A 22,418-nucleotide genomic window follows, 5' to 3' on the forward strand; every position below is an offset into this window, starting at 1 on the left:
CCTTCGAAGCCTTGTTGGGAGTTCGTGGTCTCAAGAGATGCCTAACATCGCGCACACTCTGAAAGATACAGAATCGGCGCCGAGCTTTAGATCGCCAGGCTACCGATTCGTAGAGACCCCATTCCTATGCAGCCAGGCTCTCGATTTCCGATTCGCTGATCGCCGTCTCGTTTACTACCGAGAGCATCGCATGCCCCGATCGTTCCCAAGTCCATTCCTTTGCAGTAGCTGTACCGGCTGAGATAAGTCGGCCTCGCAGCGCTGGATCTTCAATAAGGCGCTGAATCGCTGCCCGGGCACCCGCCACATCGCCTTGCGGGACAACTAGTGCATTCTCTTCGCTGACTATGTACTCATCCCAACCAGTGACCTCGCCCACGACAACTGCGCATCCACAGGCCATCGCTTCCATTGGTGGGCCAAAAAACCCCTCAACCCTACTCATCTTGAGAAAAATGTCACAAGATGAATAGATTTTGCGCATATCACTCATTTGTACGGCCTCGAAAAAGCGATCATACCGCCAATGAGGCTCTGGCTTACCTGCGCTACTTACAATCCACAATTCACAATCAAGTGGCGCAACGGCAGCGTATGCATCCGCCATCCCCTTAAATGGGATTGCGATTGGCCCCTCAATCAAAACCCTAGGTCGCCGAGAACTTTTAGGTTCAAGAGGGGCATCCGGATAAAATGATAATGAATCCAAGCCATTGGGAACATATGCTGATTCATTCCCAAATTCGTCGCGAAGCATTCGCTGTATCCAGCGAGCCTCGGTGAAATACTCGCACTTCAACCCATAAGTATTCCCAATTTTCATTTTGAGAGATGGATCGTCATGGAAACGACGCTCATCCGATTGAACAAAATAGAGCTTACGTATCGCCTCAAAATGATCGAGCCACTCTACAGTCTGCCAACCCGTCGCAATCAGAATATCGATCGATCGGAAGATATAATCCCTCGGATCATTTACATTAACAATGGGCGCAATGTTTCCGGGATACCAGGTTGCATCTCCGGCCAATCCGACATTAATAATCGTAACGTCATGACCAGCCTTCATTAGCATCGATGCGTGCTTTAATACAACCGCAACCCCTCCTGAGATTCCCACGCCCGGCAAAATAAACATGATTTTCTTGGGTAGAGGTCCCTGCCGCTCATACTCACCTTCGAGCATAGCCAACCAACGCTCATCATTACCCTTAAAATTCAACTCATTATTCCCCGAGTGCAAACGCAAGTCCACCAGAACCTGAGTGATCGATCTAAAAACTCCGCCAAAATAGGCAATCCGCGCCCATAGTTCGTGATCTTCACGATACTCCATTTGCGGCTTCAAAAAACCAGCTTTAATAAGCAGTTCACGCCGAACCAATACCGTGCTTTGACAAGGAACACAATGCTTCTTGAGAAGAGCTAAATCGGCATCCGGGCTGAACACTATCTGGCGGTCTTTGATGCCATCGATCAGACGGCTACCGTCAAGCTTAGCTTGCCATCCGCCGTAGACAACGTCCGCCGCACCCGACTCCAAAAGGGGGAGGGATTTCTCCAGTCGATCTGGCTTCGCAACATCATCACTATCCAAGAAAGCGATGTACTTTCCGCGTGCCTCTAAAATTCCCTTGTTACGGCCTCGTACGGCATTACCTGAGCTCACCGGAAAATGAAAAATTCTCACTCGACGATCTGCAGAAAATTCGCTCACTACATTTAGTGTTGCCTGCGGCGATCCGTCGGTTATCAAAATAACCTCGACATTAGGCATAGTTTGTCCAAGCGCGGACTGAATCGCTTCCCGCAGTACATCTGTGCGGTCATAGATCGGAATTACAAAGGAAACCAGTGGTGCACGTGCATCTCGTTCAAAATCGAAAGAGCCACCCCGCCGCTTAACTCTTGCCGCTCTATTTCTGATCACACTAGACAGATAACCAGTGCTCTTGCGAAAGAATGGGCGTATTCCCTCGTGTCTCGCCACGCTTATTCCTTTCGAGAATAGAAACATCACCCAAGCAGCCTTGATTCGAACTGCTTCAATGCTAGAGGTGATTCCTGTCTTTGCCATACGAATTGGATATGTTAGCTGCCACGATGTAGAGCGATATATTGCCTCAATTCTTTGATGCTCGCCCTTCAATCGATCTTGACTCTGCTGTAATTGATCCTGAACCTGGATCAGCCTATCTTGGAGCGTCTTCTTTTCAGCAAAGAGTGATTCATTTTCGGCGACAAGCTGGTCACTCCTACTTCTCAGCTGCGCAACCTTCTGATCAGCAATATTGGCCCTAAATTCCGCATTCGCAGAAATGGAACGATTGCGAAGGATAATATCGTTATGCCTGCGAATCAAATTTAAAGTAGTAGCGCTCAAGGTTGGCCACGGGCGCTGATTTCGATCTGTTCGTTCCAACTCAGTAAGAAGAGTGATTAGATTCTCACGAAGGACGAAATATTGCTTTCCAATATCACGCAATTGACACCTCTGCGCGATAGCATTATCGAAGCCCTTCAGAAACTCCGTATAGAGGAGACCAGCAGGTCGCTTACTAGGGTGCGAACGTCCAGAAAAATTTGCTTTGCGTGCCGCCTCGAAATTTTCTAATGTAATCCAACCTGGTCCCGCGAATCGGTCGTAACAGAACACTGGTATTCCTGCAGCAAGACAATACTGCACGGTCTTTCCAATTGTAATAACGGCGTCGTACTCTTTAAGCACATCCGCAGTAATTTTACGAGGGCGGCTTTCGATTCCGTAAAAAGACACAGCCACCCCTTCAGCCGCGAGAATTTCGCCGAGATGGCTTACCTCCGGAGCAACGTGATTCGATATTACGGCAACGCTACGTAGCGTCTTATCATTATTTTCAACAAATGCATCCCAATATTCTGCGGGAGCGGCATTTGAGAAGACCCGGCACCGTCGAGCATATTCCTCGTAGAGTTGCTCAAATTTTTCGAGCCCTTCTTCGGAGTTCACTAAAAAAGCATCAACCGGAAAGACTTCGAGCGGTGGTGACTCGATAGGCTCGAAATACGATAGCGATGAAAATATTACTCGCCCCGCCTGAATGGAGAGAGAGAATAAAGAATAGTAAGTTGTTGTGTGATGAAGCCAGGCTAAATCGAAGTACGTTGGTTTGAGCTCTGTTGGCTCTGAAAGATCTATATAATAGTAACCACGGCGCGCAAGCTCCAGGCGGTATGACTCGGATATCTCAAAAGCAGCAATCGTAACGGACACACCGAGTTCTGTAAGAACTTCGGCAATCTCCATTGTAGAGATTTCAGAACCGGCAAGCTCAACTAGCCTAGAGTTTGAAATAACAGCCGTCTTAATATTCATAAAATCCATCGACCCGCTTCAAGTGACTGGTATGGCACGTCCAAAGAGCTCCCCACCCCATGGGTACAGCGAGGCGCCGAAGTCCGATCGTATGTGAACAGCCTTTCCTTTCCTTGCTGCCCATTTTTTTCCATATGGCTCATATGGAAAGTACTTCACATAATATTCACAAGTTGCATCCCACTGCTCGATGGAGAGACTTTTTCCATAGTGCTGGCAATAGAACAGCACCTCCTCATCTCCATCCACAATCGGCTCACGTGCATCCAGACCGGAATAGCGATCAGTCCCATTATCTTTCCATAACATCCGAATATCTCGGTACTCAGGACCAAAATACTTCCGAAAATTCAGTAGCGAATGTCCTTCCACATACGGCGCCGAATCGGTTTCAGTGATGTAGGCATCAAATAGCCGAACTCGAACAGCTGCCAATCGATCCGCCCATGACGATCGCACAAAATTCCTAATATCCCCTATGTAACGCTCGTCAGCGTCAAAACAAAAAAACCAGCGCGCTGCGAAATGCTGCTTCGCGATATTTAGAAGAAGTCCGCGATGGCGGGTCTCAGACAGAAGCCGCTCCTCCATACTGTCTCGCCATCTACGGTTTCTTACTACACCGGCAACGCTAGGATGCGCCCAGGCAATATCGAATGTTCCATCATGGCTCGCATCATCATAGACAATAATTTCGTCCGCAAACTCTGCAACATGATCAAGGGTATCAAGAAGTATCGCAGCTTCATTACGAACCCGCGTCAAGGCGACCAGAGGGGATCTTACTGCCCGATTCGCGAAAGATCGCTTTATCAGCAGTTCCTCGTCGTCATCCAGCGCCCAATCAGTAGGACCACTCATGCACACACCTTACATAACCCTCTACTGTTGGCAACCCTCGTTGTGAGTATTCACCAGCAACAAAAAATTGACAGACATGATCCACCCGATCATAGGGGAACATAGCATCAGCGTCGGAGATAGCGACCGTAATGGCGTATTCCCCTGGACTGAAATGATTGTTCCTGATTTCGAGACTAACCATATCATGACGCTCTGTCAGCACAAGATCATCTCGCAAGGTATTCAGGACTGCCACCAAATTTCCCCGAACGTCATGAATAAGAACACCGACGCCGTAGGGCGGAGGCTCAGTCATGAATTGAAGGGAAATTTCTATACCGATATCACCCCCCATGGGATAGCGCACCTGATCCGTAGCGACTTTTACAACTTGTATTTTCTTATCTAGAACGCAATCTGGTTTTTTTTCAGATCGTGTTGAAGGGTTGCTAGAGACTTTATCTCGCCTTACTTCCTCATCAACGGTAATCTGATATTGTTCACATATTGAGAGTCGCTCGCCAACTGCCTTTACCGATCCCTTTTCCAACCACACAGCTCTGTCACAGAAATTTCGTACAATCGGAAGCGAATGTGTAACAAAAAGAATCGATGTGCCTGAGTCTCTGATTTCCTTCATCCGCGTCACGGATTTCTCTTGAAACGCAGAATCACCAACGCTTAAGGCCTCATCAACAATGAGAACACTTGGCTCGGAATATACCGCAACAGAAAATGCGAGGCGCGCAAACATCCCGCTAGAATAGGTTTTTACCGGCTGATCAACAAAATGCCCAATCCCCGAGAATGCGACAATTTCATCATATTTATCCGCCAGCTCCTCCTTACTCATACCGAGAAGCATGCCATTCATAAACACATTCTCGCGCCCAGTGAACTCCATATTAAATCCAGCGCCAAGCTCCAATAACGCCGCGACACGGCCATTCACCGCAATCTCACCACTGGTTGGAGAAAGTGTCCTCGTTATAATCTGCAACAACGTGGACTTTCCTGCCCCGTTGCGTCCAATAATTCCAACGGTCTCGCCTTTCTTGACCTCAAAAGAAACATCATGAAGTGCCCAAAACTGCCTCGACCAAGTTTGCGGACGAGGCGAAAAGAATTGCATTAATCTGTGATAAGGTTTTTCATAAACATCGAAGGCCTTACTTATATTTTTTACCGAAATGGCAATTGCGGATTCCGCTTTATCTTTATAGGACATCTGAAAATCCAGACCGGGTCTTTTGGAACCAAACGTAGCCGATGTATGCAACTCCGAAGCTCAGCATTAACGCCAATACAAATGCTGACCAATGCGGCTGCAGCCCGAACACTAGGACCCGCCGCGCTTCTTCTACAAAGTAGGCCATTGGGTTGTATTCCAAATAGTGACGGAATCGCACAGGCAACGCCTCTAACGGATAAAATATCGGCGTCATGAACATTGTGACGGTCACCAACAGGGTCATCGTTTGCTGAACATCGCGAAGATAGACCCCAATTGATGCCAATACCCATGACACGCCGAGCACAAAAAAAATAAGCGGCACCAGAATTACTGGGAACAGTATAACTGTTGGAGGCGGCACCCCCTCAATTACAAGAAAGGCGAATAATAATATTGCAAAGCTAATCGCCACGTGAAAAATAACCGACGCGAGCGACACTATCGGCAGAATTTCCAAAGGAAAAACAACCTTTTTCACATAATTCACATTTGACGTCACTAGACCTGGCGCTCGACTTATCGCTTCTGAAAAAACAGAAAATGTAATCAATCCCGAAAACAATATCAGGGCAAAGGAACCCTTGTTGCCAGCCGATTCCTTCCCCCAATGCGACTGAAAAACAATGCTAAAAACAAACGTGTATACGAGCAACATACACAATGGGTTCAGGAATGACCACAACACTCCCATTACCGACCCCTGATACCGCCCAATGACTTCACGCTTTGTCATCTGCCAAATTAGATTTCGCTGTCGCCATACTACAGACAGCATGGAATAAGGCGAAAGTGAAAATTGGCTGGAATGAGACATAATATTTAAACTATAAGGTAGCGCGACTCATTTCTTGCGAGCCACTTCTTAACCATCCACGCGACGTCACCGGTACAAAACGATGGACTCCGAAGGTGACCGGATTACGGAAAAATCTCAGCATCCGCTAATGCAGGAGCATTTCGATCTTTTTCAGACAGCAGCAACTCTGGCAAATTCGGCCACTTAATATTTAGCACGGGATCCTGCCAAGACAGTGACCTCTCATGCTCCTTATACCAATAGTCGGTGGTTTTATACAGAAACTCCGCATGGTCCGACACAACAACGAAACCATGCGCAAAACCCTCGGGAATCCATAACTGTCTCTTGTTTTCCGCAGACAAATGAACACCCACCCATTTCCCAAAATTTGGAGAGCTACGACGCAGATCCACCGCGACATCAAATACCTCGCCAGTCACGACCCTGACAAGCTTCCCCTGCGGATGCTGAATCTGGAAGTGAAGTCCTCGCAGAACTCCACGCACTGAACGTGAGTGGTTGTCCTGAACAAATATCCGCTTTACCCCCGTCGCTTCCTCGAATGCGCTGGCATTAAAACTCTCCATGAAGAAACCTCGCTCGTCCCCGAACACTTTGGGCTCAAGGATCAATACGTCGGGAAGCGTTGTTGCTGTAACGGTGAGATTCATTTAACGTGATCCGCTATAATTTGCTGCAGATATTTTCCGTATCCGCTCTTGCAGAGAGGTGCCGCCAACTTAGCTACCTGCTCAGCACTGATCCACCTACTTCGATAGGCTATCTCTTCAGGACAAGCCACCATAAGACCTTGGCGATTTTGCAGTGTAGCGATAAAACTCGCAGCCTCCAGCAAGGAGTCATGAGTTCCCGTATCTAGCCATGCATACCCGCGCCCCATGATTTCCACATCAAGTTGTGCAGCCTCCAGGTAACGCTTATTGACATCGGTAATTTCGAGCTCACCACGCGCCGATGGCTCGATATTGGCTGCAATATCGCAAACCTGATTATCGTAAAAATAGAGGCCGGTCACCGCATAATGGGATCGCGGCTTTAGCGGCTTTTCTTCAAGCGACAGCGCCCGAAAATTCTCGTCGAACTCAACCACACCATAGCGCTCAGGATCATGCACATGATATGCGAACACGGTCGCACCGTCCGGCTGCTGTGCCGAGCGAGTCAATTGATTCACCAAATCGTGGCCATGAAAGATGTTATCTCCGAGAATCAGCGTGGATGGATCTCGACCGATAAAATCCCGTCCGATGATAAAGGCCTGCGCCAGTCCATCCGGTGATGGCTGCACCGCATACTGCAAGTTGATACCCCACTTGCTGCCATCGCCGAGCATATCAACAAAGCGCGGCGTATCTTCCGGAGTCGAGATGATCAGAATGTCCCGAATCCCCGCCAGCATCAGCGTCGACAGCGGATAGTAGATCATCGGCTTGTCATACACCGGCAGCAATTGCTTGGAGACCGATCGCGTGATCGGATAGAGCCGGGTGCCGGAGCCTCCGGCCAGGATGATGCCCTTGCGCATAGCGACTCACTCAGGAAAAGATCTGGTCCAGCAGGTGGTGCACACCTTGCTGCCAATCTGGAAGATGGATGCCGAAGGTCTGGCGCAGCTTGCCAGTGTCCAGGCGCGAATTGGCCGGGCGCGGGGCAGGCAGTGGATACGCCGTGGCAGGAATGGCTTCGATGCGGGACGGGTCTACCTTCAGCTCGATGCCTTGGGCCGTGGCGTAGTGCAGAACTTCGGTAGCGTAGGCGTGCCAGGTTGTCTCGCCGGCGGCAGCCAAGTGGTAGACGCCTGAGGCGAAGGTGCGGCGGTCACCGTGGAGCCAGTGCCGCGCCACGATCTGCGCGGACACGTCAGCGATCAGCGAGGCCGTGGTAGGGGCACCAAACTGGTCGGCGATCACGCGCAGGCTATCGCGCTCACGGCCGAGCCTGAGCATTGTCTTGGCAAAGTTGCCGCCATGGGCCCCAGCCACCCAGCACGTCCGCAGAACCAATGCCGAACCGCCGGCCGCGGCAATAGCCTGCTCGCCGGCAAGCTTGCTCTTGCCGTACACCGATTGCGGATTGACAGGGTCGGTTTCGACGTAGGCGCCGTCCTTGCTGCCGTCGAAGACATAGTCGGTGGAGTAATGGACTAACAGACTGCCGAGCACCTTCGCTTCTTCGGCCAGGACGCCGGCGGCGGTGCCATTGATCGCGAATGCCAGTTCAGTTTCGGTCTCGGCCTTGTCCACAGCGGTGTAGGCAGCCGGGTTGACGATCACATCGGGGCGGTGTTCGCGCACCACCCGGCGGATCTCGTCCGGGCGCGACAGGTCGCAGCCGGCGCGATCCAGCGCGACCACCCGCCCAAGCGGTGCCAGGCTGCGGCGCAACTCGAAGCCGACCTGGCCGTTGCTACCGGTTACGAGGAGAGTGGGAACGCCTGCACTACGCGGCATATTGCTTTTCCACCCAGTTCCGATACTCCCCGGACATCACGTCCTGCACCCATGCCTGGTTGTCCAGGTACCATTGAACCGTCTTGCGCAGGCCGGACTCAAACGTCTCCGCCGGTTTCCAGCCCAACTCGCGCTCCAGCTTGCGCGCATCGATGGCGTAGCGGCGGTCGTGGCCAGGACGATCTTTCACGAACGTAATCTGGTCGCGGTAGGAGCCCGCCGCCTTGGGGCGCAATTCGTCAAGCAGGTCGCATAGGGTGTGTACAACGTCGAGGTTGGTCTTCTCGTTCCAGCCACCAACGTTGTAGGTCTCGCCGAGCTGGCCCCGCGCCAGCACTTCCCTGATGGCTGAGCAATGATCGCGCACGTATAGCCAGTCACGCACGTTCTGCCCATCACCATAAATCGGCAGCGGCTTGCCAGCCAGGGCATTGGCAATGACCAGCGGGATCAGCTTCTCAGGGAAATGATACGGGCCGTAGTTGTTTGAGCAGTTCGTCGTCAGTACCGGCAGGCCATAGGTATGGTGATATGCCCGGACCAGATGGTCGGATGCTGCCTTCGACGCCGAATATGGACTGTTTGGCGCATATGGTGTTGTCTCGGAGAACTGCGGATCGGTCTCACTGAGCGAACCGAACACTTCATCCGTGGACACGTGCAGGAAGCGGAAAGCTGATTTGGCAGGTTCTTCGAGCCCGCCCCAATAGGCACGCGCTGCTTCCAGCAGCGTAAAGGTGCCTACGATATTCGTCTGAATGAATTCAGCCGGCCCATGGATGGATCGATCCACGTGGCTTTCGGCGGCGAAATGCACAACTGCACGCGGTTTGTGGGTAGCAAAGAGCTTGTCCAGTGCATCACGGTCACAAATATCCGTCTGCGAGAATACGTGCCTCGGATCATCCTCGACCGACGCCAGCGTCTTCCGATTGCCCGCATAGGTGAGCTTGTCGACGTTGACGACCCCATCCGCCGATTTGTCGCCCAGCCATGCCAGAACGAAATTGGCGCCAATGAACCCGGCGCCCCCAGTGACCAAAATATGGGACAAAACTTGCTCCTTGCGTCGATATGTTTCGATGACCCGACAAAAGCCGAGCGCCCACCTTGTCCTCTTCCTGGACGGCGGGGCGTTAAGTGCCTGCAGAAGTGGCGGTATTCTATCTGACTGAATGCACCAACTTACGTGCTGCCTCCCTCTTTTTGTAGCCTCATGTAACCGAGCCACGGTATATCGGTCACAAAACTACAAATAGAAGCGAAATAATTGCTCAGATCATTCAATGACCAGACTCGATGTATCCTTTACGCCACATTTCGCCATCAGCGATCTCCAGGGCTGCGCACCATCCTTGTCCACCCTACTCCCCAAGCTCGGCGAGCAACCCACGCTTCGCTTTGTCGGCGATCTCGTCAACCGCGGCCCGGCGTCCCTCCAAACTCTACGCACCGTCCATGCCATGGCACCCCGGGCCGAAACCGTCCTCGGCAACCACGACATTCATCTGCTCGCCGTAGCCTCCGGCGTCCGCAAGAAAGGCAAGTCCGACACCCTGGATGATATTCTTGCCGCCCCCGATTGTGAGGACTTGCTCACCTGGCTGCGCCACCGCCCCCTGGCCCTGCTCGAAAACAACTTCCTCCTGGTCCACGCCGGCGTCCTCCCTCAATGGACCGCCACCCAGGTCATCGACCTAGCCCAGGAAGTCGAAGCCCAACTCCAAGGCCCCAACTGGCAAGGCTTCCTCGCCGACATCTTTGGCAATACCCCCGACCGCTGGCACGACGGCCTGCGTGGCATCGAACGGCATCGCGTGGTGGTCAATGCCCTTACCCGACTGCGCTATTGCACCGTCGATGGCGTGATGGACTTCAAGACCAAGGAAGGGCTCGGCAAGGCGCCGGACGGCTTTATGCCGTGGTTCGATGTGCCGGGACGGCGCACCGGGGATGTGACCGTGGTATGCGGGCACTGGTCGACGCTGGGCCTGGTGATGCGGCCGGACCTGATGGCGTTGGACACCGGCTGCGTCTGGGGCGGCAAGTTGACGGCGGCGCGCATGGCGGCGGATCCGGCCGAGCGGACCGTGGTCCAGGTCGATTGCCCGCAATATTGTGATCCGCTGGCCTGAGGCGCAATCCCGCGTTGGCGGGGAGGACAATCGCGTCAGCTGATGGCAGCGGGGGCTACCGCGGGTTCGGCGGCAGGCTTGGCCGGCTGATTCAGCCGCTCGGCCGTTGCCACTGCCTCGTCACCGGCACCCTGCGCGAGATGCTGCACAACCTCGCGGGCGGCGCTTGCCAGCTCGCGGCGGTCGGCGGACACCGAAGCCAGCGGGGCCAGCGGCGGGCCGACGACCACTCGCGCCCTGATGCGCGGGGCGCGCAGGACGGCGTTCAGCGACTGCAGCAGCGTGGTGTCGTCGATATAGGCGGCGGCCAGCGTCGGCTGGCCGGTGGCCGCGTCCAGGTAGTTCAGTCCGACCGGCTGCACCGGCAGGCCGCCGGAGATCGGCGCCTGCATCAGGTTGGCGTGAAACGGCAGTACCCCGGTGCCGTCGGTGGTGGTGCCCTCGGGGAACACGCCGACGAGGTCGCCCTGGAGCATGACGTCTGTGATGTCGTGCAGGACCCGGTGGGCGTCGCGCTTGCGCGCGCGTTCGATGAAGATGGTGCCGGTCTTGTCGCACAGCCAGCCGATCAGCGGCCAGGCGCGGATCTCGGACTTGGCAACGAACCGTACCGGCTGCCAGCTATGGATCACATAGATGTCCAGCCACGAGATATGGTTGGACACAACCAGCGCACCCTGGCGCGCGGCACCGTGCGGGGCCGCGCCGCGGACGTCGACGACTTCGACCTCCACCCCGCAGATGCGCAACAGACGCCGCGACCAGCGCCGGATGTGCCAGGCGCGCGAACGCGCGCCCAGCCACGGGAACAGCACCGCGCAGGTCAGCAGGCCACGCAGCAGGTGCAGTACCAGCGCGGTCTTACGCAGCCAGATCATGCGTTGGCGTGGTTGCCGTTACCGCTGCCGCTGCCGTTGCCATAGACGATCTGGCCGCCGACCAGCGTCATCCGCACCTTGCCTTCCATCTCGTAGCCGAGCCACGGCGTGTTCTTGCCCTGGCTCTTGATCGAGCGGCGATCGACCTTCCACACTTGCTTCGGATCGAACACGCAGACGTCCGCTGCGACGCCGGCGGCCAGCGTGCCGGCCTTCAGGCCGCTCACGCGCGCGGGCTCGGAGGTGATGCGGGCCAGCGCCTGCGCCAGCGGCACCTTGTGCTCGGCGGCCCAGCGCAGGGTCAGTGGCAGCAGCAGTTCCAGGCCGGTGGCGCCGGGAGTGGCTTCGGCGAAGGGCAGCAGCTTCTCGTCGTCGTCCACCGGCGTGTGGTCGGAGCACAGGGCGTCGATGGTGCCGTCGGCCAGCGCGGCGACGATGGCGTCGCGGTCGCGGGTGCTGCGCAGCGGCGGCGAGAAGCGCATCTGCGAGTTGAAGTAGCCGATATCCATGTCGGTCAGCGAGACGTGATGGATATTGACATCGCAGCTGACCGGCAGGCCTTCACGCTTGGCCTGGCGCACCAGTTCCAGCCCGGCAGCGGAGGACAGGCGGCACAGGTGTACGCGGGCGCCGGTGGAGCGCATCAGTTCGAAGATGGTGTGCAGGCGCACGGTCTCGGCGATTACGGATACGCCGGACAGGCCGAGGCGCGATGCGACCGCGCCGCTGGCGGCCACACCTCCGCCCAGGAAGGGATCTTCCGGGCGCAGCCAGACCGTAAAGCCGAAGGTCTGCGCGTACTGCAGCGCGCGCAGCAGCACCTGGGTGTTGCGCACCGGCTCCTCGGCCTGGCTGAAGCCGACGCAGCCAGCCTCGGTCAGCTGGTTCATTTCGGTCAGCACTTCGCCCTTCAGCCCCAGCGTCAGCGCGCCCAGCGGGTAGACGTGGGTCTGGTTCAGCGTACGGGCGCGGAACTTGAGCATCTCGACCAGACCCGGCTCGTCCAGCACGGGGTCGGTGTCGGGTGGACAGATCAGGCTGGTGACGCCGCCGGCCGCGGCCGCGGCGACTTCGGATTCGAGGGTGGCCTTGTATTCGTAGCCGGGCTCGCGCAGGCGCGCGGACAGGTCGACCAGGCCGGGGCACACGATCAGCCCTTTGGCGTCGATCACCTTGTTGGCGGTGAAGTCCGCCGGGGCGCTGCCGACGCCGACGATCTTGCCGGCGGCGAGGTAGAGGTCCTGCACGGCATCGGTGTTGCTGGCCGGGTCGATCAGGCGGCCGCCCTGGATGTGAATCTTCATCAGATTTGCTCCGAGAAACCCCGACCTTCAGGGCGGGGAAGGAAAGGAGCGCTGCCAGCAGCAAGCAATCCCAAATTAGAATGACCGGCATGCTTCTCGTCTATCGCTACCGGGTGAAGTCGCTGAACGGCCTGCTCAATCAGCAGAGCCGCGTAGTGAACTACGTCTGGAACTTCTGCAATGACAAGCAGAAGCACGCGCTCAAATGGGGCAAAAAATGGCCTACGGGCTTCGATCTGAATGTGCTGACGAGCGGCAGCAGCAAGGAACTTGGTATCCATTCGGGTACCGTCAATGCGGTTTGTGAGCAGTACGCCAAGTCGCGTAGCCAGCATCGCCGGCCCTATTTGCGCTATCGCGGCCGTAAGTCCCTCGGGTGGGTGCCACTCAAGGGGCGGGATCTCAAGCGTTCGGGCGATGCCTTCCGCTTTGCTGGCAATACGTTTCGCGTTTTCAACTCCCGCCCTCCTCCCGAAGGCAAGATCAAGGACGGCACGAATTTCTCGCGCGACGCGCGAGGCAACTGGTTCCTGAACATCGTGATTGAAGTTGCCGACACTCAAGCCCGCTGCCCGGACCGCGGCGTCGGCATCGATCTGGGCCTGCAGGACCTTGCAACACTCTCGACCGGCGAGAAGATCGGGAATCCGCGCCACCTTGGCCAACTCGAGCAAGTCCTTGCCAAAGCGCAGCGTGCGCGCAAGAAACGACAGACCACGAACCTCCACGCACGCATTAAGAATGCGCGGCGTGACTTTTTGCACCAACTCTCGCATCGCATCGTGCGGGACTTTGACTACATCGCGGTGGGTAATGTGAATGCCGCCGGACTCGCCAGGACCAGCATGGCAAAGTCCGTCCTCGATGCGGGCTGGTCGTCCTTCCGCACAATGCTCGCGTACAAGGCGATTGCGCATGGCGCGTGGTACGAGGAAGTCGACGAACGTTTCACCACCCAGGTTTGTTCTTCGTGCGACGCGATGCCGCCGGAGAGGCCGAAAGGTATCGCAGACCTTGGAATAAGGCAGTGGGTATGCAGTGAATGCGGTGCTGTACATGATCGCGATGTGAACGCTGCGCTAAATATCCTTGCCCGATCGGGACATCGATCGCCTGCAGAGGGAATCCCCTCCCTTTTTAGTTTTTAGGGAGGAGAGGATGTCAAAGCTTGGCTTGTCGTTCGCTTGGCGTGCTCGGTATGTTCTGGCTCGACGGCATCGTCATCAGTCGTTATTTCCGGCCACGATGCCCATCACGGCCATTCGCACAGCGATGCCGAAGGTCACCTGGTTCAGGATCACGGACTGCGGGCCGTCGGCCACGGCGGAGTCGATCTCCACGCCGCGGTTCATCGGGCCCGGGTGCATCACGATGGCGTCAGGCCTGGCCAGCGCCAGGCGCTCCGGCGTCAGGCCGTACGCCTTGAAGTATTCCTGCGCTGACGGCAGCAACGCGCCGCTCATGCGCTCGTTCTGCAGCCGCAGCATGATGACCACGTCGACACCCTTGAGGCCCTCTTCCATGTTGTGGAAGACCCGCACGCCCATCTGCTCCAGCCCGGACGGCAGCAGCGTACGCGGGCCGATGGCGCGCACTTCGGGCACGCCCAGCGTGGTCAGCGCATGGATATCCGAGCGCGCCACGCGGGAGTGCAGGATGTCGCCGACGATGGCTACCGTCAGGTTGGTGAAGTCCTTCTTGAAGTGCCGGATCGTGTACATATCCAGCAGGCCCTGCGTCGGGTGCGCGTGGCGGCCGTCGCCGGCGTTGATCACATGCACGTGCGGCGCGACGTGCTCTGCGATCAGGTAGGGTGCGCCGGAACTGGCGTGACGCACCACGAACATGTCGGCGGACATGGCCGACAGGTTGTTGATGGTGTCGAGCAGCGACTCGCCCTTGCTGGTCGACGACGCATTGATGTTCAGGTTGAGCACGTCCGCCGACAGCCGCTTGGCCGCGATCTCGAAGGTGGTGCGGGTGCGGGTGGAGTTCTCGAAGAACAGGTTGAACACGCTCTTGCCGCGCAGCAGCGGCACCTTCTTGACGTCGCGGTCTGAGTCGGACAGCGATACGAACTGGCTGGCGGTATCGAGGATGTGCGTGATCATGTCACGCGACAACCCCTCGATCGACAGCAAATGCTTCAGTTCGCCGTTCTTGGTGAGCTGCGGGTTGCGGAACGTCTTGGTCATGGCAGGTCGGGCGCGGGCAAAAAACGGGGTGGTCTGGTCTCGTGGCAGGGGCCAGGCGCGCGCTATAGTGAATTTCGGCGCCTGGCAGCAACGCCGGCTTAGCCGGCGACGGTGTCGGTAGGTTCGGTGGCGAAGGTGAAGCGCGCGTCGGCGCCCTCGCCCTGGCGCGACAGCACCAGCGTCGTGCCGCGCGGCAGTTCGAGTTCGGCGGCCACCAGGTCTGCGGCGATCGGCAGCTGGCGTCCGCCGCGGTCGGCCAGCACGCCCAGCGCCACGCGCGCCGGACGGCCGTAGTCGAACAGTTCGTTGACGGCGGCGCGGATGGTGCGGCCGGTGGCCAGCACGTCGTCGATCAGCAGGATGTTGCGGTCTTCCACGGCGAACGGCAGCGTGGTCGACTGGGCCTGGCTGTGCAGGCCCTTCTTGGCGTAGTCGTCGCGATGGAAGGCGACGTTGATCACGCCATGCTCGGGCAGGTTCAGGTCCTTGGCCAGGCGCGCGGCGATCCACGCGCCGCCGGAATGGATGCCTGCCACCGACCAGCGCTCACGCTCGGCGTCGGGGATCAGGGCGCGGGCCTGGTTGAGCAGCTTGCGGTACAGCGCCTCGGCGTCGGGTGCGGAAATCTGCGTCATAGCGGGAATTGGTCGAAGTACTGTTGCAGGATGATGCGCGCGGCTTCCGCATCGAGTTCGCCGCGGCGAGCGCCGGCCATCGAGGCGGCGCGCGAGGAGTAGCGCTCGTCCACCCATTCCACCGGCAGGTTGAAGCGGCCGTTGAGCTGGTTGCCGAAGCGCCGCGCGAGCCGCATCATCGGCTGCTCGTCGCCATCCGGGTTGACCGGCATGCCAACGATCAGCTGCACCGGATTCCACTCGTGGATCAGTGCTCCAACGGCCTCGAAGCGGCCTTCAACGGTGATATTGGGAAGGATGGTCAGCGCGCGCGCCTCACGCGTAATGAAATTGCCCAGGGCAACGCCGATCTTTTTCTCGCCGTAGTCGAATGCCAGGACCGTGCCGTCGCGGGGCAGTTCGCGCCCCACGGCGTCAGGCATGCCCGGCCTCGCCCGACAGCATGTTGACGTCGACGCCCAGCAGGCCGATGGCCGCGGCAAAGCGCCCTTCGGGCGGCACGCTGAAGATGATCTCGGGATCGGCCTGTACCGTCAGCCAGCCGTTGCGGCTGAGTTCTTCTTCCAGCTGGCCGGCACCCCAGCCGGAATAGCCCAGCGTCAGCAGGAAGCGATGCGGGCCGCTGCCATTGGCCACGGCCTCCAGCACATCCTTGGAGGTGGTCATTTCCAGTCCGCCCGGCACCGCCAGCGACGAGACGTAGACGCCGACCGGGTCGTGCAGTACGAAGCCACGCTCGGTCTGCACCGGGCCGCCGAAGTAGACCGGCTGTTGCGCCACTGGCTGGATTTCAAGCTTGAGGTCGATCTTGTCGAACAGCGTGGCCATATCGATGTCGATAGGCCGGTTGATCACCAGCCCGAGCGCGCCACGCTCATTGTGTTCGCACATATAGACGACGGAACCCGAAAAGGTCGGATCGGCCATGCCAGGCATGGCAATCAGGAACTGATTGGTCAGATTGATGGGTGCTTCGGGCTTCGCCATGCCTTGCATTTTATCAAATCGCCGGGGGTCTTCCGGAAAAGATTGGCGGGCGTTGCAGTGCAGCAATGGGCGCCCGCGCGAGCCGCTTGCCGGGAGTTACCGGCCGATGATACGGCCTTTGTTCATGCCTTGCGGGTCAGCGCCGCGAGCTCGTCCGCCGTCAGCCAGCGCCATTCCCCTTCAGCCAGCTCCGGGTCCAGCTGCAGGCTGCCGAGCGCGCTGCGGTGCAGGGCGCTGACGTGGTTGCCAGCCGCGGCCACCATGCGCTTGACCTGATGGTACTTGCCCTGCAGCAGGGTCAGGCGCAGGCTGTGTTCGCCGGTGATCTCGCAGGCTTCTGCGGCGATCGGCGCCGGTTCGTCCAGCAACTGCACGCCGGTAACCAGTGCCTGCGCCTGTTCCGGCGTGACCGGCTCCGCAGTCGTCACTTCATAGACCTTGGGCACCTTGCGCTTGGGCGAGGTCTGGGCGTGGATGAAATGGCCGTCATCGGTCAGCAACAGCAGGCCGGTGGTGTCGTGGTCGAGCCGGCCCACGGCCTGGACGTCGCGCTGGCGCAGCGGGACTGGCAGCAGGTTGTAGACGCTGGGGTGGTGGCGCGGGCGCTGCGAGCACTCATACCCGGCAGGCTTGTTCAGCATCAGGTAGGCCTTGGTGCAGGCGATCCATGCCTCGCCGTCGACGGTCAGGCGCAGGCCATCCACCTCGAACTGGGCGCGCGGGTCGTCGCAAAGTTCGCCGCTGACTTCGACCAGCCCGGCGGCGACCAGGTCGCCGCAGTAGCGGCGGGTGCCGAAGCCCTGGGATTGGAGAATGCGGTCGAGTGTCATGGGGTTCGGTGGTAGTAATGGATGGTGGTACGCGTGCCGTGAGAGGCCATATCCAATTGCTGCCGGTTTGCTCCCCTCTCCCGCCTGCGGGAGAGGGGCCGGGGGAGAGGGCCGGCGGCGGCAGCACTGAAGCGCCTCACTTCGTGGAGACTCCGGCCCTCTCCCCCACCCCTCTCCCGCGCGCGGGAGAGGGGAGCGTTTGCCAGGGACGACAGCATTCGCGAACGCTATCGGAGGGTCCGCCCGGCTGAAAACAATTGGCAAAACTCGCGCGGGCTGAAGCCCTCACGCCGCCAGCATCGCGCTTTCGCGATAGTGCCGCTGCGCCTCCTCGAAACGCTCGGTTTCCTCGAACAGCCGCGCCAGCGCCAGGTGCGTGCGCACGCGCAGGCGGCGCTGCTGGTCGATATCCGCATACTTCAGCGCGCGCTCGAAACTGGACTGGGCCTTGCCCCACAGCTTCTCGCCCAGGCACAGCACGCCCAGCGTGTAGTAGAGGTCGGCATCGGCCGGATGCTCGGCCAGCCATTTCTCGGCCTGCTGGATCTGCGGCAGCGCGTGGCCGGGCACCGCGCAGTCGGCATAGCGCAGCACCAGGCGGCTGTCCCAGTTGACCTTGAGCGCGTCCTCGACGATGCGGCGGGCTTCGTTCTGACGGCCCAGCGCGGCAAAGTAGCGCGCGGCGGGTTCGGCGATGCGCGTGGCGCGGCGCTCGTCGGCGGACAGCGAGCGCCAGAATTCGCCGAGGGCGTCGGCATCGTGGCGGCGCTCGTCGAGCATGGCCTCGACCGCCATCTGCTTGAGCCGCAGCGCCAGCACCGGATGCAGCGCGTTGCGCTTCTCCAGCGAGCGTGCCAGGCGCAGCACTTCGGACCAGTTTTTCAGGTGCTGGTGCGCGCGCAGCGCAATGCGCTGCACGTGGATCTGGCGCGCGCCCTGCGCCTGCAGCTGGGCGATGGTTTCCAGCGCGCCGTCTGCGTCGCGGGCATCGACCAGCAGCTCGGCCATCGACACCAGCCGGGCCTGCTCGCGCTCGGGATCGGTGACCTGCGACATCCAGGCATCGCGCCGGTCGGTTTCCTGCATGCGGTGCGCGGCGCGCGCCCCGATCAGCGCGGCGGTCTGGGCCTGGTCTCCCCAGGACTGGGCCTCGCGCGCGCAGCGCTCGGCGCGGGCAAAGCGGCCGGCGAACAGGTTTTCGATCGACTCGCGCAGCGCCGCCTGGGCCTTGTTCATGCGGCTGCGCTCGCGGTAGGCGGCAGCGCGGCGCGGCATGTCGGACAGATGGCGGATGGTGGACATCACCGTCCAGACCACGAAGAACAACAGCAGCAGCAAGGCCAGCGCCAGGTTCAGCGACAGCTCGACGCGGTATGGCGGATAGAACAGCACCACATTGCTGTGGTTGAACTGCGTGAACAGCGCCAGCCCGACGGCGCCGCCGAACAGGACTGCAACCCAGAACAGAAGGCGCATGGGCTTACTCCTTCTTCAGGGCGTGCAGCGCGCCCAGGCTCTCGGACATGGTCGGCAACTGCACCGTCACCGCGCCTGCCTGTGCCTGCCTGAGCAGGGTCAGCACGCCCTGCACGCGGCGCGACTTGGTGTCGAAGTAGCGCCCGATCATCGCCTGCGCGGCGGCCAGATCATTGCGGAATACCGGCTCGTTGCGCGACAGCAGCGCCAGCCGCGCATTGAGCAGGCGCAGCTTGACGTTCTCGCGCAGGAACCAGCCCTGGTCGCCGGACAGCAGCAGCGCCTCGGCATCGTCGACCTTGCGGATGCGGACGACCTGGGCCATTTCATCGCGCAGGTAGGTCCACAGGCGGGAGAACCAGCCGTTGGTGGCAGCGGCCGCCGCCGGGGCGCTGGCGCCGCCCTTGCCCGCCGCGACGTCCTTGCGGGCATCGGCCTCGGTGCGTTCGAGCATGCGTTCGCTGGACAGCAGCGGCAGCGCGTCGACCTGGTTGATGGCTTCGTCCAGCTTGATCGCGGCGCCGGTCAGGTCGGTGTCGGGCACGGCCTTCATGCGCGCGATGTCGCGGGCGATGGCACGGCGCAGCAGGTTGTACTGCGGCTTGTCCGCGCGTGCCAGGCGCGCGTCGGCACTCTGCAGCGCGGCCAGCGCGACCTGCACGTTGCCGGTCAGCTGCAACTGCTGGCCGGCGTTGGTCAGCAGTTGCTGGATCTCAGCGATTTCCCAGTCGTCGCGGTTGCGCATCAGGTCCTGGTAGACCTGTTCCAGCGCCACCTGCTTGTCGCGGGTCTCGCCGACCTGGTTCTCGAGCGCGCCGACCTTGGCCTGCAGTTCCTTGACGGTGTCCTGCGCATTGCGCGTCAGCACGCGCGACTCCTGCACCAGCGCATCGTTGCTTTGCTGGCGCCGGGCCAGTTCGCCGGTCAGGTGGTCCACGCGCTGCTGCAGCCACCAGAAGCCGCCGGCGGTGGCGACCACCAGCACGGCCACCAGGGCCCACAGCCCCGCGGGCCTGCGCGCGGCGGCAGGGTGGCCGGCGGACGAAGCGGGCGCGCCGGGGCCCGGAGCGGGCGCGGAGGCCGCCGAGGGCGGCGGCGTAGCGGAGGAGGACGTGGTTTCTTGCGTCACGCGTTCGACCTTCGTTGACGTTGCGGGGACTGCGACAGCCGGCGCGGGCGCCGGTGCCTCGGCGCGCGCCTGGCCGGTGTCTGTTGTCGCACTGGCGCGGCCGGATGCACCGGACGCACCGGGAGCTTCAGGCACAGCGGGCACCGGGGCCGGCACCGGACCGGCGTGGGCATCGGCCCATTGCAGGCACGCCGCGAGCAGGCCGGCATCGCCCGGCGCGGCGCGCAGGATGTGGCTGAAGCCCAGTGCCAGCGCTTGTTCGGCGATTCTCGCATGCGGCGCGATGCACTGCACCTGCCGCAGGCCGGCATTTTCCTGCGGTGAAAGATGTTGACGCGCGAGCGTGTCGAGGTTACGCACGGCCTCGGAGCTGGTCAGCAGCCAGACATGGGGCGGCGCGCCGGCCTGCAGGCTGTCGCGCACGGCCTGCCATTGCATCGCCCCGGGCTCGGGCAGCGTGCGCCGGTAGGCCTCGACGGCCTCGACCCGGGCACCGACTTCGCGCAGGCGGTCGCCGAGCCAGTCGCGGCCGCCGTTGCCGCGGACGATCAGGACTGGTTTGCCGGCGAGCGTGGCGGAATCGAGCTGGGCCCACAATGCCTCGGAATCGAAGCGCGGGCCATCGGCGTCGTGGTTCGAGTCGTGGTTCGAGTGGTGGTTGAGACTGTGATTGCCATTGTCGCCCGCGTCATCGGCACCCTGCCCGTTCGTGGCGGCGCCAGCCGGCGCGATCACCCTGCAGGTGGGCGGCGCGATGCCACGCTCGGCCAGCGCCGCCACGCTGGCCGGACCAACCACGGCGGCTGGCACCTGCGCGGGCCATTGCGCCGTGGCGGCACCCTGCACGCCGGCCAGCGCATCCAGCGCATAAGCAATGGCGTTGGGACTGACAAAGACCACCAGCGCAAATTGATCGAGCCGCGCCAGCGCCGCGCGCAGCGGCGCGTCGTCGGCGGCCGGGCCAATGGCCAGCAGCGGAAAGCTGAGCACGTCGAGACCCGCTGCCTGCAGCGCCTCGGTCAGTTGCCGGGACTGCCCGGCGGGTCGTGTGACAACGACAGTCGGGCGGGGCATCGGGCAGCCTCAGGCGGGTGCTTGCGTGCCGGGCGAGCCGGCTGCCTGATCGTCGAGCGCGGCAAGAATCGCTTCGGCCCCTTGCGCCAGCAGGTCGCGCGCGCAAGCCTGGCCGAGCGCCTCGGCGGCGGCCAGATCGGCGGCCGGGCCCGCGGCTGCGGCGCGCAGGCCGCGCGTGCCGTCGGGCATCCCGACAAAGGCGTCAAGTTTGAGCTGATCGCCCTCCCAGCAGGCGTGGGCGGCCAGCGGCACCTGGCATGAACCGCCCAGCATGCGTGCCACGGCGCGTTCCGCGGTCACAGCCAGCAGCGTCGGCTGGTGATTGAGCGGTGCCAGCCATGCGGCCAGCTCGGGGCGGTTGGCAGGGATCTCGATGCCAAGCGCGCCCTGCCCGGCAGCAGGCAGCGACGATTCAACGGGGATCACCGCGCGGATGCGGTCATGCAAGCCCAGGCGCTTGAGCCCCGCGGCGGCCAGGATGATGGCGCCATATTCGCCACGGTCGAGCTTGCCGAGCCGCGTGTCGAGGTTACCGCGCAGTGGCTTGACCACCAGGTGCGGGTAGCGGGTGCGCAGCAAGGCCTCGCGGCGCAGGCTGGAGGTGCCGACCACGGTGCCGGGCGGCATCTCGTCGAGCGAGGCGAAGCGGTTCGAGACCAGCGCATCGCGCGCATCCTCGCGCTCCATCACCGCAGTCAGCGTGAAGCCGGGGGGCAGCTCCATCGGCACATCCTTGAGCGAATGCACCGCCAGGTCCGCCCGGCCTTCGTCCATCGCGAACTCCAGTTCTTTGACAAACAGACCCTTGCCGCCGACTTTGGACAGCGTACGGTCTAGAATCTGGTCTCCGCGCGTGGTCATGCCCAGAATGGACACGTCGCACGCGGGATAGTATTGTTGCAATGCAGCACGCACATGTTCAGCCTGCCACATGGCCAGACGGCTCTCGCGGGAGGCAATGACGAGCTTTTGCGGAAGGTTGCTAGACACGACAGCGGTAGAGGAAGACGGGGTTGCGGATGCTTGCATCCTAAATGGTAGCACGCGACCCAATAGCCGCTCCGCACCATATC

General features: G+C 60.0%; 20 protein-coding genes. 2 read left to right on the forward strand and 18 right to left on the reverse strand.

Translation table 11 applies throughout. The features are described 5' to 3' along the window. Positions 1-124: 124 nt before the first annotated feature. The 8 genes from ACIP1U_RS04615 to rfbB all read right to left on the reverse strand — a co-directional run bounded on the left by ACIP1U_RS04615 (position 125) and on the right by rfbB (position 9,756). Entirely contained in the window at positions 125-3,364 is a 3,240-nt protein-coding gene (locus tag ACIP1U_RS04615; RefSeq protein ID WP_400312289.1) for a glycosyltransferase, read from the reverse strand. 9 nt (positions 3,365-3,373) lie between these two features. Continuing rightward, entirely contained in the window at positions 3,374-4,216 is an 843-nt protein-coding gene (locus tag ACIP1U_RS04620; RefSeq protein WP_400312291.1) for a glycosyltransferase family 2 protein, read from the reverse strand. After that, a complete protein-coding gene (locus ACIP1U_RS04625; protein ID WP_400312293.1) occupies positions 4,200-5,426 on the reverse strand; it encodes an ABC transporter ATP-binding protein in 1,227 nt (408 codons plus the stop codon). Before ACIP1U_RS04625 ends, ACIP1U_RS04620 begins: the two co-directional genes overlap by 17 nt. Continuing rightward, on the reverse strand, positions 5,416-6,165 hold the full coding sequence (locus ACIP1U_RS04630; RefSeq protein WP_400312295.1) for an ABC transporter permease: 750 nt from the start codon (positions 6,163-6,165) through the stop codon (positions 5,416-5,418). The genes ACIP1U_RS04625 and ACIP1U_RS04630 overlap by 11 nt, the downstream gene beginning before the upstream one ends. A gap of 185 nt (positions 6,166-6,350) precedes the next feature. Beyond that, a complete protein-coding gene (gene rfbC, locus ACIP1U_RS04635) occupies positions 6,351-6,902 on the reverse strand; it encodes a dTDP-4-dehydrorhamnose 3,5-epimerase (protein WP_400312297.1) in 552 nt (183 codons plus the stop codon). After that, positions 6,899-7,777, reverse strand: coding sequence for a glucose-1-phosphate thymidylyltransferase RfbA (gene rfbA / locus ACIP1U_RS04640; protein WP_400312299.1), 879 nt, complete (start codon positions 7,775-7,777; stop codon positions 6,899-6,901). Before rfbA ends, rfbC begins: the two co-directional genes overlap by 4 nt. 10 nt (positions 7,778-7,787) lie before the next feature. Beyond that, complete coding sequence (gene rfbD / locus ACIP1U_RS04645) at positions 7,788-8,702, reverse strand: dTDP-4-dehydrorhamnose reductase (RefSeq protein ID WP_400312301.1); 915 nt, start codon at positions 8,700-8,702, stop codon at positions 7,788-7,790. Next, on the reverse strand, positions 8,692-9,756 hold the full coding sequence (rfbB, locus tag ACIP1U_RS04650) for a dTDP-glucose 4,6-dehydratase (protein WP_400312302.1): 1,065 nt from the start codon (positions 9,754-9,756) through the stop codon (positions 8,692-8,694). Before rfbB ends, rfbD begins: the two co-directional genes overlap by 11 nt. Before the next feature lie 232 nt (positions 9,757-9,988). On the opposite strand from rfbB, the gene ACIP1U_RS04655 reads away from it, so the two are divergent. Further along, positions 9,989-10,837, forward strand: a complete 849-nt coding sequence (locus ACIP1U_RS04655) for a symmetrical bis(5'-nucleosyl)-tetraphosphatase (protein ID WP_400312303.1) — start codon at positions 9,989-9,991, stop codon at positions 10,835-10,837. Between the two features lie 35 nt (positions 10,838-10,872). Here the strand turns inward: ACIP1U_RS04655 and ACIP1U_RS04660 are convergent, their stop codons facing one another. Together ACIP1U_RS04660 and ACIP1U_RS04665 are read right to left on the reverse strand one after the other, a co-directional pair. Next, entirely contained in the window at positions 10,873-11,715 is an 843-nt protein-coding gene (locus ACIP1U_RS04660; RefSeq protein WP_400312305.1) for a lysophospholipid acyltransferase family protein, read from the reverse strand. After that, positions 11,712-13,019, reverse strand: a complete 1,308-nt coding sequence (locus ACIP1U_RS04665; protein WP_400312307.1) for a dihydroorotase — start codon at positions 13,017-13,019, stop codon at positions 11,712-11,714. Before ACIP1U_RS04665 ends, ACIP1U_RS04660 begins: the two co-directional genes overlap by 4 nt. Before the next feature lie 89 nt (positions 13,020-13,108). On the opposite strand from ACIP1U_RS04665, the gene ACIP1U_RS04670 reads away from it, so the two are divergent. Beyond that, positions 13,109-14,167, forward strand: coding sequence for an RNA-guided endonuclease InsQ/TnpB family protein (locus ACIP1U_RS04670; RefSeq protein WP_400312826.1), 1,059 nt, complete (start codon positions 13,109-13,111; stop codon positions 14,165-14,167). A 75-nt stretch (positions 14,168-14,242) separates the two neighbouring features. Here the strand turns inward: ACIP1U_RS04670 and ACIP1U_RS04675 are convergent, their stop codons facing one another. The 8 genes from ACIP1U_RS04675 to hemC all read right to left on the reverse strand — a co-directional run bounded on the left by ACIP1U_RS04675 (position 14,243) and on the right by hemC (position 22,374). Then, positions 14,243-15,214, reverse strand: coding sequence for an aspartate carbamoyltransferase catalytic subunit (locus ACIP1U_RS04675; RefSeq protein WP_029046106.1), 972 nt, complete (start codon positions 15,212-15,214; stop codon positions 14,243-14,245). Between the two features lie 98 nt (positions 15,215-15,312). Beyond that, complete coding sequence (gene pyrR / locus ACIP1U_RS04680; RefSeq protein ID WP_400312309.1) at positions 15,313-15,849, reverse strand: bifunctional pyr operon transcriptional regulator/uracil phosphoribosyltransferase PyrR; 537 nt, start codon at positions 15,847-15,849, stop codon at positions 15,313-15,315. Beyond that, a complete protein-coding gene (gene ruvX / locus ACIP1U_RS04685) occupies positions 15,846-16,271 on the reverse strand; it encodes a Holliday junction resolvase RuvX (RefSeq protein ID WP_342912441.1) in 426 nt (141 codons plus the stop codon). Before ruvX ends, pyrR begins: the two co-directional genes overlap by 4 nt. Further along, on the reverse strand, positions 16,264-16,836 hold the full coding sequence (locus tag ACIP1U_RS04690) for a YqgE/AlgH family protein (protein WP_400312311.1): 573 nt from the start codon (positions 16,834-16,836) through the stop codon (positions 16,264-16,266). The genes ruvX and ACIP1U_RS04690 overlap by 8 nt, the downstream gene beginning before the upstream one ends. Positions 16,837-16,958: 122 nt before the next feature. After that, positions 16,959-17,666 carry a 16S rRNA pseudouridine(516) synthase gene (locus ACIP1U_RS04695; RefSeq protein WP_400312313.1) on the reverse strand — a complete coding sequence of 236 codons (708 nt, stop codon included), beginning with the start codon at positions 17,664-17,666 and terminating at the stop codon, positions 16,959-16,961. Between the two features lie 285 nt (positions 17,667-17,951). Next, the gene (locus ACIP1U_RS04700) at positions 17,952-19,142 is read right to left on the reverse strand and encodes a heme biosynthesis protein HemY (protein WP_400312314.1); all 1,191 of its coding nucleotides are present in this window, start codon (positions 19,140-19,142) and stop codon (positions 17,952-17,954) included. 4 nt (positions 19,143-19,146) lie between these two features. Then, entirely contained in the window at positions 19,147-21,345 is a 2,199-nt protein-coding gene (gene hemDX / locus ACIP1U_RS04705) for a fused uroporphyrinogen-III synthase HemD/membrane protein HemX (RefSeq protein WP_400312316.1), read from the reverse strand. 9 nt (positions 21,346-21,354) lie between these two features. Beyond that, positions 21,355-22,374 (reverse strand): hydroxymethylbilane synthase, encoded by a 1,020-nt coding sequence (hemC, locus tag ACIP1U_RS04710; RefSeq protein WP_400312318.1) that lies wholly within the window; start codon positions 22,372-22,374, stop codon positions 21,355-21,357. Between the last annotated feature and the right edge of the window lie 44 nt (positions 22,375-22,418).

Source organism: Cupriavidus sp. NPDC089707, from assembly GCF_044748965.1.
In the GTDB taxonomy this organism is placed as follows: Bacteria; Pseudomonadota; Gammaproteobacteria; order Burkholderiales; family Burkholderiaceae; genus Cupriavidus.